The sequence below is a fragment of the Microcoleus sp. S13_B4 genome, from assembly GCF_036700885.1.
Lineage (GTDB): Bacteria > Cyanobacteriota > Cyanobacteriia > Cyanobacteriales > Microcoleaceae > Microcoleus.
Map to the genome: position 1 here is coordinate 1 of NZ_JAUBPU010000002.1, position 14,510 is coordinate 14,510.

A 14,510-nucleotide genomic window follows, 5' to 3' on the forward strand; every position below is an offset into this window, starting at 1 on the left:
CTAACATTTACGTCGCTGGGATGGATATAAAGACTAATTCACAGTTTTGGCTAAATTAAAGCCGTCCTATAAGGACGGGGCTTTAGACCCTGTTTTTCGGTAAACAAGAGTCTTAGGCTCTATGATACCGGAAATTTAAAACCGTGGCGAGTACCGCAACGGCGCCGAATTCCGAGAAATCATTACCCAAAATAGGGCTCTTGAAGATTTTTGAGAAAAGCACAACAGGTTAATAACAAATATTTTTGCATCACTCTTGAGACAGAAGGTCGATCGAAGTTAAGCTGATGGCAAAAAAACGAAATTTTTTAATTTCAGAAAATAGGGGAATTTTAAGTGATTCAATTCATCCGCCAAGAAATGCCGACGAAAATTTAGCCTTTTGCCTGCTGGCTGGGGATGTCGCTGCTACCCCGGTGTCAGATGAGGCTGGGTTCAGCTTGACCGCTAGCTGGACGAACCGCAGCCTCGAAGCCGGCAGAGAATCCAGACAATATTGGCTGATAATTAATAGCAGGAGCATTCCTAAACTGCTAAGATTTTTGAATTAATGGGAGTTGAGTTAATTAAACCGGGTTCTGGTAAAAAGGAGTCCCTGATGCTCATGGGCAGGGGTTCAATGGCGGGAGCATCTCAAGTCGGGTAAATTAACCATCTTTTTTGTAGAGGCGCGTTCACACCCGATGATCCGCAAGATCAGCCAGATATCGGCGTAAAGCTGCCCCGTCACCTAGCATATTATGGTCGATCGACCGGACTAGATAGCACCAAAGCCATCATCCGCGTTCCAACCCGTAAAGCAGTAAGGCAAACAACCGACCGCGCGATCGTGTTCGGCAAGTGCGGAGGCTGGAAAAACAGCGGCTTTTGACCAAACTCAGACAGCACTGCTGCCCCAAAGTGTGTCTGCGGAGGTTAGGCTAGTGAATAGAGGAAAAGAAGAGTTACGATCGAGACTTGATTAGTCTACGTTGTAATTTATTACTCAGTTGTCAAGCCCAACAGTTTTGCATTCTCGCGATGAGCGAGACTCTTGGCACTTCCAACAAGTGGGGAACTCGATCGTCAAAGAAGTTGGGTTTGATGGTAAAGCCCTTAGTAATATGTAAACACCTTACCCATAACTCGCCGGAACAATCTTGCAAGAAAACCCATGTCTAGTATGCAAAACCAATTCACGGTTCACTTCTGGGGCGTTAGAGGTAGCATAGCGTCTCCCGGGGCAGAAACAGTACGTTACGGGGGCAACACGCCCTGTGTAGAAATGCGAGTAGGTGACAGTCGCCTAATTTTCGATGGTGGTACTGGATTGCGGGTTTTGGGACAAACTCTCCTGTCCCAGATGCCCGTAAAAGCTCATATGTTTTTTACTCACTCTCACTGGGATCACATTCAAGGATTCCCATTTTTTGTCCCAGCTTTTATTCCTGGGAACTGCTTTCACATCTATGGGGCTATTGCTCCTAATAAGGCTACTATCCAGCAACGCCTCCACGACCAGATGTTGCACCCCAATTTTCCGGTGCCCCTGCAAATTATGGGGGCAGACCTGAAATTTAACGATATAGAAGTGGGCCAACCGCTGGAACTCGGAGAGATTAAGGTGGAAACTGCTTTGTTGAACCATCCGGGGGAAGCTATAGGCTACCGCGTCAACTGGCGGGGGTATTCGGCTGCTTACGTGACTGATACCGAACATTTTCCCGATCGTTTAGACGAAAATGTGCTGCATTTGGCTCAGGATGCTGAGGTACTGATCTACGACGCTACTTATACCGATGAGGAGTATTATTCGGAGAAGAGCAGCAAGGTCGGCTGGGGACATTCGACTTGGCAGGAAGCGGTGAAGGTGGCAAAGGCTGCTAATGTCAAAAAGTTGGTGATTTTTCACCACGACCCCCTGCACAATGACGAGTTTTTAGACAAGGTAGGAGAACAAGTGGCTCAAAGATTCCCGAATAGTTTGATGGCGCGGGAAGGTTTGTCGTTACAATTGCTGCCTCCTGATAACGATTTGTCTGAAGCGTCGGTGCAAGCGCCTCAAGTTCATGTCTGATGGATTTGAGATTGTCAGATGGTTCTGAAATCTTGATCTGTGAAATCTGACATTTAAGCAAGGGCTGACCTCACTCAAAGACGGATACCGTGCCACGTACTCCTGTCGTGGAACACCAAAAAGTTTAGATCCTAGTTGAACCTCTCAGATTAATCTGGGGAGTCAATTCTAAAATCTAAAATCTAAAATCTAAAATCGACTGGCGATCGCAACCTGGCTAAGTATGTCAAAATTTTAAGCGTGTGGGTAACTTCTTCTTGTACCGCTGCTCTGACTCCAACTTCTGTTGCCTTGGGAAACTTTGATGGTTTGCACCTAGGGCATCGACAAGTCGTGCAGCCAATTTTAAATCGATCGCCTGGGCAAAATTCTGCGACGGTTATTGCGTCGGGGCAAAACTTGCGCTCCAACGTTGGCAGAGATGAAAATTTGGAAAGCGAACCTCCGGCGACCTGCTACAACGACTCAGCAGCACCGCCCGATCGAGCCGGCAGCAGCCATAATTTCGAGGGTTTGATCGGCCCCAGGGCAGAGGGCAACAGCCTCTCTGGGATCGATTCTGATGGGGTCGATCGACTTTACGGCACTGTGGTGACATTCAATCCTCACCCGCAAGAATTTTTTACGGGTCAACCGAAAAAACTGCTAACACCTCTGGCAGAAAAGGTAGAATTGCTCGCCGCAATGGGCGTCGAGCAACTTGTGCTGCTGCCGTTTGATCGAGAATTGGCGGCTTTGACTGCTTGTGAGTTTGTCGAGGAAATTTTGGTGCGACAACTAAAAGCGAGTCGAATTAGTGTGGGAGTTGATTTTCGGTTTGGACGGGGACGCGCTGGGACGGCTGTGGATTTGCAGTCGATCGCCTCTGGTTACGGTATTGATGTTGGTCTTGTACCCCTGCACAATTGCGGTGAGGGCGATCGGATCAGCAGTTCTGCAATCCGCGAAGGTCTGGCATCCGGCGACCTCACAAGAGCGAATCAGTTACTGGGGCGACCTTACAGTTTAGTCGGGACTGTGGTTGGCGGACAGCGACTGGGTAGGACGATCGGATTTCCTACTGCTAATATCGAATTGCCGCCGGAAAAATTTTTGCCACGTTATGGCGTGTATGCGGTGCGAGTCTCGCTGAAGCATGGATGGGAAAAGATGAAAGAGGAAAGTTCTTCCTATCAACAGGAAAATCCCAAATCTCTAATTCCCGGCACAGCATCAAATTTATCTTTTGTCAATGGGGTGATGAATGTTGGCTGCCGCCCGACTGTAGACGGGCTGCAACCCACTGTGGAAATTCACCTGTTAGATTGGTCTGGGGATTTGTACGGTCAAACCTTGAGCGCGAGTTTAGTAGAGTTTTTGCGACCCGAACAAAAATTCGCTTCTCTGGATGCTCTCAAAACTCAAATTCAGGCAGATTGCGATATTGCTAGAAGTCTCTTAACTGCTAAAGTCTAATAATTATGTGATCTAGAACGGGCGATCGGTTTTAAAAATGGTGCAAGATGAGTCAGACTAAATTCTAGTTGGACAAATACGAAGTTCGCCAGGCAAAGACTCAAGATTTTGACAATTGGATGTTTGATCGACAATTAGCGACTAGCAATTAACAATTAGAAATCAGGGATATGAGACAAAATATTGAAAGGCTAAAACAAAATCTAGGCAAGACTATTGTTGGCAAAGCCGATGCTATTCGCTTGGTGCTGGTAGCCGTGCTTTCGGGCGGACACGCGCTGCTGGAAGACGTGCCGGGTGTGGGAAAAACGCTGCTGGCGAAGTCTTTGGCGCGATCGATCGATGGGAAGTTTCAGCGGATTCAGTGCACTCCCGATTTGTTGCCAACGGATATCACGGGTACTAATATTTGGAATCCTAGCAGTGGGAAGTTTGAGTTTTTGCCAGGCCCTGTTTTTGCTAATGTTTTGCTTGCCGATGAAATCAATCGGGCGACGCCGCGAACTCAGTCAGCTTTGCTGGAAGTGATGGAAGAAAAGCAGGTGACAGTAGATGGAGTTTCTCGGAATGTTCCGGCGCCGTTTTTTGTGATTGCGACTCAGAACCCGATCGAATATCAAGGCACTTTTCCGCTACCGGAAGCGCAGATGGATCGGTTTACTTTGTCGTTGACTTTGGGCTATCCCGCTGCTTTGGAAGAGTTGCAAATGTTGGAACGGCTTTCTGATAGTTTTGCTGTTGAAGATTTGCAGCCTTGTATTTCTTTGGAAGAAGTACAGGAATTGCGTCGTTTGTGCGCTGCTGTGAAGGTGGAAGGCTCTTTGAAACAGTATATTGTAGATTTGGTGCGATCGACGCGGGAAGATGAGGAGATTACTCTGGGGGTGAGTCCCCGGGGTGCGGTGGCTTTGCACCGGGCGTCCCAGGCTTTGGCGTTTATTTCGGGGCGGGATTTTGCTACTGATGATGATGTTAAGTATGTGGCGCCGCACGTACTGTCTCACCGTTTGATTCCGGCGGGCGGAAGGAGGGCTAAGGCAATTGTTGATCGATTATTGCGGTCTGTTCCTATTCCTTAAAAAGTCTGTAAATAGGTTGCTTTAATTAAAGGAACAGGCAAGATGCCTGTTCCACAAAGAATAAATTTTTTTGGGGTGCGTATTTGCCCGCCCTTTTTATATCAAATCCGGTGGCAGGGGAATTAATATTACCCACAATCACGACACGGCGCCTGGTCGTTTCCCAAAAATTAATCAGGCGATGGTTACATCCGAGGGGGGCTAATGATTATTGTGGGGTAGGGAAACAGCATAGCCTTACTACTTTTTTAATCACGGCTTAATAGCACTCTCAAACAGCGCGACTAATTTTTTTGCCTCTAAATCAACATTGTGTTGTTGAGCAACTCTCTCGGCTCCTGTTTTCCCCATTTGTTCTAGTTTTTCTAAAGGTGCTTCCAATACTGCGCGCATCGCTACCGCTAATGCTTCTGCGGAACCGGGAGGAACTAACCAACCGCAAACACCGGGTTCTACGAGTTCCGGGATGCCAGCAACATAAGTGCTAATTACGGGCCGATTAAGAGCGAGGGCTTCCATAATTACGACGGGCAAACCTTCAGCAAAACTCGGCAATACCATTGCCCGTGAAGCTAAAATCTCTTGCTGAACTCGATCGCCGCTGGCCCAGCCGGTAATTTCTATATGATTTTGCAGGCCGAGTTGCTGAATCTGCTTTTCAATATCCGATCGCAGTGGCCCGTCTCCTACCAGTACCAACTTAAACTGCAAGCCTTGAACTGCTAGCAAGTTAGCAGCTTCTAGCAATAACAAATGACCTTTTTGTTCGCTGAGTCGGCCAATGCAAGCTAAGCGGGGTGCTGCGGGTATGGGAACATAGGGTGCAGCTAAAAATGCAGCATCTACGCCGCAGTGTATGACGTGAATTTTTGACCAAAAAGTGCGATCGCACCACCGAAAAAGCTGACTTTTACCGAAGGAACTGACTGCCGCTACAAAGGTCGATCGCTTAATTTTTTCGTCTAAGGAAAGAAGTGTTGCTTTATCGAATTCTTCAGGGCCGTGAACGGTGAAACTGTAAGTCGGGCCGCCAAGCACGCGGCACAGCATTGCGACTGTTGTCGAATTTGTCCCGAAGTGAGCGTGAACGTGTGCTGTACCGGATTCTGCAAACCAATTTAAAAGAATGCAAGCTTCTGCTAAATAAGCTAGATGCAGCAAAATCCCCCGTTCCGAGTGCCAGCCAACTTTGAACATTAACCGCACAGCTTCGATGAATCGAATGGGTCTAGTTGCGACAACGCGCAGCAAAGCCCACGCTAACCCCTGTACACCAACTCCTAAGATTACTTTAGTCAATTCTTGCTCTAGTTTGTCGGCCTCATCAACGAGTTCTGACTCGCAGGATCGGATCGAATAACGTGCGACTTTCAGGCCGCAATTTTCAACGGCTAGCACTTCTCTGCGGACAAAGCTGTGGCTGACTTTGGGATATTGGTTGACTAAATAAGCGATGTTCATGAACGGGGAGAAAATTTTATGGTAAAGCTTAGATTAGTTTAGCCTTTGGCTGCATTCCCTGGCCAACAAATTTAGCTGATTTGTTGAGCTTATTTGAGCATGGGTGGAGGGCGATCGCTTTTGGTGGAATGGCGGAAGTGACAGCGGGCCGATGGCTATTTCGGTCAGAGCAAATCAATCTACACATTTTTCATTTCAATACAATAGTAAGGACTATTTTTAGGTAGTAGTCACAAACCTTTGATTTTCCCGCGAGTACCTTTATCACCATGAAAGCCTTTTTTTAGGGTTCGCCATCAAAAACTGTCTGAAGTATTTTCATATGCAAACCACTCTCAATCAAGTTTAACAGCCCCCAGATTGCCTCAATAATTGGTAATTATTCAACCTGCAATTCCATCTAATTTCCTATTGTCAGGTAAATTTTCCCGAAAATCACCAGCCCGAAAAATAATCGCCCACATCCCCAAAAAACCAGCAACTCTCGCAACTCTCACAACTCCCCCAACACTCACCACCAAAGATTTTTCCGAGGCGACTTGCTCTGCATCTACCCAAGATGACAGCAAATAAGGTAAAGTAAACGGCACAAGAGTCTAGAACTCTTCAACGACCGCAACTCGGCAAACCCGCCCCTGACCAGCAAAACTGGTCGGTACAGGCGGCATTAACCGCGAACCCTCAACCTCTAACAACCGACAAAAATGCAAACATACTACTACGTTTTAGCCAGCCAACGCTTTTTACTAGAAGAAGAAGCCCTAGATGAAGTGTTTAAAGAAAGAACTCGCAACTACAACGAACAAGAAAAAGAAATAGACTTCTGGTTGGTCAAACAGCCCGCTTTCCTAGAAGCACCGACAATGGCAGAAGTTAAAGCAAAATGCCCTCAGCCAGCCGCGGCTATTATTTCCATCGATCCTGTCTTTATCACTTGGTTGAAACTGCGATTAGAATATGTACTGACAGGTGAATTTCAAGCACCATCACCAACTATTCCCGATGCCCTCGCATCCCTACAGACAGCATGAAGAAAGTAGCCAAATATCCGACGAAACAACTAACAACAATTAGGGGTAAATTGTACAAATTTCTTTTGTCTCTCCCCCTATTTTCTGCTACTTCGATCGCCCTTTTAGTCTTGACAATTTTATCGAGTTCTGTTAAAGCTCAGTCGAGCTGCCAACCGCCACAGTCCGACGAATATCTACTGTTAATTGTCACCAGAACACCCGAACAGCAAGAAAGAGCAAAACGCTCTTTCCCTGGAAATACTAACAACACAGTTTGTCAGTACATCAATGACACGGTGACGCGAGTTGGTGGCTTTCGGGACTCGCAAATCGCCAGCGATTGGGTTAAATACATCGAAGATGTTGTCGGATTGCAAGCTTACGTAGTACGATCGCCCGCAGCGGCACTACCCCAAAATTTGCCAGTCTACAACCCTCAGCCAGCACCAGGTTCTGAACCAATCACCAATTCTCCCAGCGGCAATCTTGCCTTCAATCCCCGACCCCTGGGTTCTGGTTATGCAGTGTTAGTAGATTACTTCAACCAACCGGAATTAGCCGCCCAAGTCAGGCAAGCATTAGGCACGCAAGTAGGCTTAGCTTCCTACGGCCAGCGTCCCTTTTTATTCGTCGCTTATACAACGGATCAAAACGCCGCTACTGCTGCCGTAAAAGCATTGAGCGATCGAGGTTTTTGGCCGATGTTAGTAGACAGCCGACGAGTTACCGTAATTGCTCCCGCTGTTCGCTAAAAGATAACCTACCCACAATTATTGGGTTCGTGAAATTACTACTACACCCAAAGTCCTAGCATAGGGGGACTAATAACAATTATTGTTGTTGTTGGGGTTCTAGCGGGCTGCTTCCTAGCTGACTTTGTGCCCGCTTTTTTGCTTCCATTGCCGCTCCGTAATCCGGTTTGTAGCGAATTGCTTTGTCATAGGAGGCGATCGCATCTTCGTATCTTTTTACCGCCACCAGTGCATTGCCGCGGCTGTACCAAGCTTCCGAGTAGTCAGGCTTGACATAAACGGCTTCATTGTAAGAGACTAGCGCATCTTCGTACCGCTTTAAATTGTACTGAGCATTTCCTCTATTGTACCACGCTTGATATTCTTTCGGGTTTAAATCTAAGGCTCTGCTGTAATACTCAATTGCTTGTTCGTACCTATGCAATTCGTGGTAAGACCAGCCTAAATTATACCAAGCTTGATAATAATCCGGTTTTAATTTAACAGCTTTTTCGTAAGCTTCTACCGCTTCTTCATGCCTCCGCATTTTTAGTAAAGCAATGCCTTGACTGTACCACGCTTGATAAAAGTTAGGCTGAAACCGCACGGCTTTTTCGTAGGCTTCAAAAGCTTCTTGATTTTTGTTTAACTCTAGGAATATATTGCCTAAATTGTACCAAGCTTCATAATTATCGAATTTGATTTCAAGTGCTTTTTCATAGGATTCTACAGATCGATCGTACTGTTTTAATTTTTGGTAAGCTTGTCCCCGATTGTACCAAGAATGGTACAAATTGGACTGAAATTGTACAGCTTTTTCGTAGGATGCGATCGCTTCTTCGTACCGCTGCGAATCTAATAGAACATCGCCTCTGCCTTCCCACGCTGCGGCATAGTCGGGCTGGATTTTCAAAGCGTTATCAAAAGATGCGATCGCATCTTGAGACTGTTGCAACTTCTCCAAAGCATAACCGCGTCCCGTCCAAGCTTCCAAGTATTCCGGCTTTAATTCTATGGCTTTATCATAAGCTGACTGCGATTCTCGATATTTTTTCAATTCATATAAAGTTTTGGCTTTTTCCTGCCACACTTCCGCGTAGTCGGGCCTGAGATTTATTGCTCGCTCGTAAGCGGCCAGAGCTTCTTCAAATCGGTTTAAATTGTAAAGAGTATTGCCTCGGTTGTACAAGTCAGTTGCATTTGCTGCATTAAAAGTATTTACACCATAAATTAATGCTATAATACTGATGCTAATTAAACTGGCGATCGACAATATTTTTAAATACAGTTTTTTTCGGGATTTCAGCTGCTTCTTCGCAGCAGCAACCGGAGGCAATACAGGAACTGTACCGCTGAAAGAATTTTTCAATTCTTTAATAGCTTGCAGCGTTTCGCCTGCACTAGAATAACGTTGCCGAAAATCGTACTTTACCATCTTATCTAAAATCTTCGCAAATTCAGGACTGACTGATGTTTTGTCCTGCCAAATAATTTCCTCTGTCTCGGAGTTTTTTGGCATTTGGTGAGGGTTTATGCCAGTGAGGCACTGAATTGCGATCGTACCTGCGGCATAGATATCGCTGCTGAGTTTCGGGTTGCCGTGAGCTTGTTCGCTGGGCATATAACCGGGAGTACCGATGCTGACACTCAAGCTATTCTTGGGCTGAGGATTGGTGATTTGAGTAGTAATTTCTTTGACTGCGCCGAAGTCAATTAAAACTAATTTTCCGTCTCTATCTCTGCGGAGGATATTGCGGGGATTGACATCGCGGTGAATCACATTTTGCTGGTGTACAAAGTCTAAAATTTCGAGAAGTTCCTGCAATATACCAATGACTGCATCTTCCTGCATGACTCCCGCAGTTCCTCCTGGGTAAGGGGAACCAGCCCCAGCCCACCCTGGGTAAGGGGGGGTTGGGGCTGGTATAATTTCTTGACTTAAATCGTGGCCTTCTATAAATTCTTGAACTAGATAAAACTCTTGATTCTCTTCAAAAAAAGCAAAAAGTCGGGGAATGCGATCGTGATTTCCCAACTTGTACAAAACTTGTGCTTCGGTATCAAATAAACGTCTAGCTACCTGTAGAGTTTCGGGATCTGTTGCTTGAGGTTTAAGCTGCTTGACGACGCAGAGGTGGTTTCCTGGTAGCTGCTTATCTTCAGCTAAGTAAGTTTGAGCAAATCCGCCGCCTCCCAAGTGACGGATAATACTGTAGCGACTGCTGAGTGTGATTCCAAGCATGAGATTTACCTAATATTTCTTACTCTGTGAACTACGCACCTTACTTTTATTTAACTGGTAGGGTGCGTTATCAACTTATTGAGAATTATCTTCCAACCAATCACTCAACTCTTCCAAGTTTGAAAAACCCCATAGGGCGTTTACTAAATTTTCTAATTTGTCGCTCGATAACTGCTGAATGCGCCTTTCTATATCGGGGTTTAGTTGACCTAAAAGGCGATTCAGCGAAATCCTAATTAACTCTATTTGTGCTTCTTGTCTGCCTTCTTGTCTGCCTTCTTGTCTGCCTTCTTCTCGACCTACAGCCACTGAATTTTCCTGATCTTGAGCAAAGAACTCTTGCTGCTGTAACGTGTTCAATTCATCCTGTGTCAAACTAACTTCGTTGGCAATTTCAAAAGCTTTCTGAATTTGCGGAACTGTAGCCATTGTTTGAGGTACTTCATTCAAAGTGCCAGTGGTTTTGATAAAGTAAATCCACTTGTCCGTAATATTTTCTAGTTGTTCCAATTCTTTCTTAAATTTGGGCAACTCTACAAATACTAACTCAATGTCATTCTGTAGATAATCAGACAGGCGAGTTCTTTCTTTGAAGACAAAATGCGAAATTACATCTTGATGCCCGCTAAACATTTCAAAATCTGTGATAGTCAAAGCAATTACAGGTCGCAATTGCTGGTATAATTCTCCCCTGGTTAATTGCAGTGCATAAGTTTTTGCTGCATTGTACAAAACTCGCTTCCCAAATGCCTGCACCTTCAAAACTTGCATTTCGATAATCACAAATGTGCCATCGTTAAGTAGCGCTTTGACATCTAAGTAGCTGTTTTTAACTCCGGCTATTTGAGGGGCAAGATAAGGGTCAAGGATTTCTAAGCTTTCAATGATGGATCTGCCTTCATAGAGTATGGCATTCAAGAAACTAATCAAAATGTCGTTACTCTGGGCAGAACCAAATATTTTCTTGAATGCAAAATCAATTTTGGGGTTGATAAATCTCATGTTATTTTTCTCCCTAAACATTGGTATGGTGCGCGCTGCACACCATACTTTAATTTTACTTTAAACGGCTTTCAAAATCTCGTCATCGACTGAAAAATCTATCTCGGCTTTGTCCCGTCCCGAAATTAGATAATCATTCTGGAATGAATCTTTTAGCCCCGAAACCAAGTCAAATTCGGGATGCCAGTTAAGCTCGGTGACAGCTTTATTAACTGAAGCGAAAAAGTGCTGCAATCTCATCGGAAAAGCTTTCTTTTTGCCGAAGTCAAATTGTTTCGGATCGTAGTGTACAATCTTAATAGCATCAGGGGATTTGCCTGCGGCTTGAATGCAGGCGCGGGCTAAACCGTCAAAGGTGACAAATCGATCGCCCGAAACGTTGTAAATTTGCCCGATCGCCCTAGAGTTGCCCAAAACCGCCGCCATTGCTTTAGCCAAATCCTGACAGTGCCCCAACTGCGTGAAGTGCATTCCGTTACCGGGAATCGGAATCGGTCGATCGCGCGCAATGCGATCGAAAAACCAAGCCTCTAAATCGTTATAATTTTGCGGGCCGTAAATGTAAGTCGGGCGAATCGAAGTCCAAGGCAAACCGGACTCGGCCAAGTAATTTTCGGTTTCGCATTTACCCAAATGCCGGCTTTTAGGATCAGTAGCGTCCCCTTCCATATGAGGCATTTGATCCGACTTCAAATAAACCCCCGCAGAGCTCATGTAAACAAAGTGCTGCACCCGCCCTTTAAATATTTCAGCTAAAGGCTTTGTATCGCTGAGTTCGCGGCCGTTGTTGTCAAAAACCGCGTCAAACTCGACCGTCGATAACTTTTCTTTCAATTGTTCGACATTTGTGCGATCGCCCTGAATCTGTTTTACCCCCGAAACCGGTACAGGCTTGTTGCCCCGGTTAAACAACACCACTTCATGCCCTTGTGCTGCTAAAATCTTAGTAAGATAAACCCCGATAAACCGAGTACCGCCCATCATTAAAATTCGCATTATTTTCGATGCTCTTTACAGTTAGTGTAAATATCTTACAATAAAGTTATGCCTTACGGAAAAACCTGTTTTTTTAATAAAACACATATTAACTGCGATCAGCCATGGTACAAAAAACAGGAACGCTTGAGTTTTTGTGTACAAGCCCTGAAAGTCATTTTTGTGCTTTACTAAAGTGCGATCGCTCACAATCAACATAATTTCAAGTTGCCTAAAATAGCCCTATGCAAGTTCCCCGGCTGCATCCAGAAACAATCGAAGAAGTCAAACAAAGAGCCGACATAGTAGACGTTATTTCCGGTCGCGTCGTGTTGCGAAAACGTGGGAAAGAATTCGTAGGTTTGTGTCCCTTTCACGACGAAAAATCTCCCAGCTTTACTGTCAGTCCCGGCAAACAAATGTATTATTGTTTCGGCTGCGGTGCAGGCGGCAATGCTTTTAAGTTTCTCATGGAATTGGAGAAACGCCCTTTCAGCGAAGTAGTATTAGAATTAGCTAAAAATTATCAAGTCCCAGTCAAAACAGTCGAACCAGAACACCGACAAGAATTGCAGCGGCAAATTTCTCTGCGGGAACAACTCTATGAAATCTCAGCACTAACAGCCAACTTTTACGAACACGCTTTACGGCAAACCCAAGGAGAAGAACCCTTAGCATATCTCAAATCAGAGCGCCAGCTAAGCGAAGAAACTATCCAACAATTTCAATTAGGTTATGCTCCCCAAGGTTGGGAAGCACTTTACAGTTATTTAGTAGAACAGAAAAACTATCCGGCGCAATTAGTAGAACAAGCGGGATTAATTGTACCCCGAAAAAATGGTGGTAGTGGTTATTACGATCGCTTCCGCAATCGCATTATGATCCCCATTCGCGATACCCAAGGCAGAGTCATCGGTTTTGGCGGCAGAGCTCTCGGCGACGAACAGCCGAAATACCTCAATTCTCCCGAAACAGAACTATTCGATAAAGGCAAGACTTTATTTGCTTTAGATACAGCGAAAACAGCCATTAGCAAAGCCGATCGCGCAGTGGTTGTAGAGGGGTACTTTGATGCGATCGCACTTCACGCCGCCGGCATCTCCAACGCCGTCGCTTCCCTCGGCACAGCCTTAAGTTTAAACCAAGTGCGGCAGTTATTACGCTACACTGACTCCAAACAAATTATCCTCAACTTCGACGCCGACAAAGCAGGAACTCAAGCAGCAGAACGCGCTATTGGAGAAATAGAAAAACTCGCTTATCAAGGAGAAGTGCAACTGCGGGTGCTCAACATTCCCGACGGCAAAGATGCCGACGAATACCTCAAAACATACTCCCCAGAACAATATCAAGAATTGCTGGAAAATGCTCCCTTGTGGCTCGACTGGCAACTGCAACAAATGCTCGTCAATCAAGATTTGAAGCAAGCCGATACTTCCCAGCAAGTCACAAAAAAAATCATTAATTTATTAACCAATATCACTGACGACAATCAGCTAGCACATTACCTGCAAAAGTGCGCCGAAATTCTCAGCAAAGGAGATTATAGACTCACCAAAATGCTCGCAGAGAACTTGCTCAATCAAGTAGGCAGCGATTGGGCAAAGCGGCAAAGTCAAGACGAATCTTTAACAATGCCCCTGTTAATTAGAAACAAGCTTAAGCCGAACAAACAATATAAAAAGCAGCGTGCAAGCGGCGAAAATAAAAGCTCACAATCCAGCTTATCTGCCGTAGCCCGCAGTCTTTTAGAAGAAGCAGAAGCGCAATTATTGCAGATTTATTTGCATTGTCCCGAATACCGTCAAGATGTCAGAGAAGCAATAGAAGCTAGAGACGTGCAGTTTAGCCTTTCTCACCACAGATTTTTGTGGCATCAGATTGTGAATGCAGAAATATTGCACAAAATGTCTTTACAAGTAGCGCCTGCTGAGTTAATATTGAAATTGCAAGATAGCTTCATTGAATATCCGAATCAACTCAATCAAATCTCGCATTTATTTCACTTAAACGAGTTTTCAGAAAGAAACGTTTATCGCGCACCTCTAGTAATTAGATCTGCCCTCGCCTGTATCGAGCAAATTATCAGCATGAAGCGCCGCCGGATTGCACTCAATATGTGGGAAAAAGCCAAAGCCGCTAGCAGTGGCGAAGAGGCTATAGAATATCACCAACTATTCTGTGCCGAACAAGAATGGCTCAAGGAATTAGAGCGGCTGCGTCAAGTTAATTTTTACGATTTAACATCCGTGCCTTGGGGCTAATACCTTTTAAATTTTAGATTTTAGATTGGAGATGACTCGTTCGATATATAGCAAAACCATTTGATTTGTAAACAATCTATTCAATCATCACAAGCGTTTCAGGTTGGTCTACATTCATGACTCAAATAGACTTGCTATAGGTTGGAAGCCAGGGCTGTTTCGGGGCAACCATGGGGGGGTTGCCCCTACGGAAAAGCAGGGTTTTGTAGGGGCGGTGCCCCCGTGCCCGCCC

The 14,510-nt window shown here is 45.3% G+C and carries 13 protein-coding genes; 7 read left to right on the plus strand and 6 right to left on the minus strand.

Features of this window, described 5'->3' with window-relative positions:
* The first annotated feature begins 287 nt into the window (after positions 1-287).
* Entirely contained in the window at positions 288-551 is a 264-nt protein-coding gene (locus QT994_RS01665; protein WP_333171276.1) for a hypothetical protein, read from the plus strand.
* A gap of 187 nt (positions 552-738) precedes the next feature.
* On the opposite strand, the gene QT994_RS01670 is transcribed toward QT994_RS01665, so the two are convergent.
* On the minus strand, positions 739-888 hold the full coding sequence (locus QT994_RS01670; RefSeq protein ID WP_333171278.1) for a hypothetical protein: 150 nt from the start codon (positions 886-888) through the stop codon (positions 739-741).
* 265 nt (positions 889-1,153) lie between these two features.
* On the opposite strand from QT994_RS01670, the gene QT994_RS01675 reads away from it, so the two are divergent.
* From QT994_RS01675 to QT994_RS01685, 3 genes are all read left to right on the plus strand, one after another.
* Positions 1,154-2,056 (plus strand): MBL fold metallo-hydrolase, encoded by a 903-nt coding sequence (locus tag QT994_RS01675; protein WP_333044337.1) that lies wholly within the window; start codon positions 1,154-1,156, stop codon positions 2,054-2,056.
* A 240-nt stretch (positions 2,057-2,296) separates the two neighbouring features.
* Positions 2,297-3,511 carry a bifunctional riboflavin kinase/FAD synthetase gene (locus QT994_RS01680; protein ID WP_333171281.1) on the plus strand — a complete coding sequence of 405 codons (1,215 nt, stop codon included), beginning with the start codon at positions 2,297-2,299 and terminating at the stop codon, positions 3,509-3,511.
* Positions 3,512-3,681: 170 nt separating this feature from the next.
* Positions 3,682-4,590: a MoxR family ATPase gene (locus QT994_RS01685; RefSeq protein WP_333171283.1), complete on the plus strand. Its 909-nt coding sequence runs from the start codon at positions 3,682-3,684 to the stop codon at positions 4,588-4,590.
* A gap of 252 nt (positions 4,591-4,842) precedes the next feature.
* Here QT994_RS01685 and QT994_RS01690 read toward each other — a convergent pair whose 3' ends face one another.
* Complete coding sequence (locus QT994_RS01690) at positions 4,843-6,051, minus strand: glycosyltransferase (RefSeq protein ID WP_333171285.1); 1,209 nt, start codon at positions 6,049-6,051, stop codon at positions 4,843-4,845.
* Positions 6,052-6,434: 383 nt separating this feature from the next.
* Positions 6,435-6,641 carry a hypothetical protein gene (locus QT994_RS01695; protein ID WP_333171287.1) on the minus strand — a complete coding sequence of 69 codons (207 nt, stop codon included), beginning with the start codon at positions 6,639-6,641 and terminating at the stop codon, positions 6,435-6,437.
* A gap of 114 nt (positions 6,642-6,755) precedes the next feature.
* On the opposite strand from QT994_RS01695, the gene QT994_RS01700 reads away from it, so the two are divergent.
* A complete protein-coding gene (locus tag QT994_RS01700; protein ID WP_242715806.1) occupies positions 6,756-7,082 on the plus strand; it encodes an MgPME-cyclase complex family protein in 327 nt (108 codons plus the stop codon).
* Positions 7,079-7,816, plus strand: a complete 738-nt coding sequence (locus QT994_RS01705; protein WP_333171289.1) for a hypothetical protein — start codon at positions 7,079-7,081, stop codon at positions 7,814-7,816. Before QT994_RS01700 ends, QT994_RS01705 begins: the two co-directional genes overlap by 4 nt.
* A gap of 79 nt (positions 7,817-7,895) precedes the next feature.
* Here QT994_RS01705 and QT994_RS01710 read toward each other — a convergent pair whose 3' ends face one another.
* The 3 genes from QT994_RS01710 to QT994_RS01720 all read right to left on the minus strand — a co-directional run bounded on the left by QT994_RS01710 (position 7,896) and on the right by QT994_RS01720 (position 12,035).
* Positions 7,896-10,037: a tetratricopeptide repeat protein gene (locus tag QT994_RS01710; RefSeq protein ID WP_333171291.1), complete on the minus strand. Its 2,142-nt coding sequence runs from the start codon at positions 10,035-10,037 to the stop codon at positions 7,896-7,898.
* Positions 10,038-10,112: 75 nt separating this feature from the next.
* Positions 10,113-11,039, minus strand: a complete 927-nt coding sequence (locus tag QT994_RS01715) for an Rpn family recombination-promoting nuclease/putative transposase (protein ID WP_333171294.1) — start codon at positions 11,037-11,039, stop codon at positions 10,113-10,115.
* A 60-nt stretch (positions 11,040-11,099) separates the two neighbouring features.
* Positions 11,100-12,035, minus strand: a complete 936-nt coding sequence (locus QT994_RS01720) for an NAD-dependent epimerase/dehydratase family protein (protein WP_333171296.1) — start codon at positions 12,033-12,035, stop codon at positions 11,100-11,102.
* Positions 12,036-12,259: 224 nt separating this feature from the next.
* On the opposite strand from QT994_RS01720, the gene dnaG reads away from it, so the two are divergent.
* The gene (gene dnaG, locus QT994_RS01725) at positions 12,260-14,278 is read left to right on the plus strand and encodes a DNA primase (RefSeq protein WP_333171298.1); all 2,019 of its coding nucleotides are present in this window, start codon (positions 12,260-12,262) and stop codon (positions 14,276-14,278) included.
* Positions 14,279-14,510: the final 232 nt, after the last annotated feature.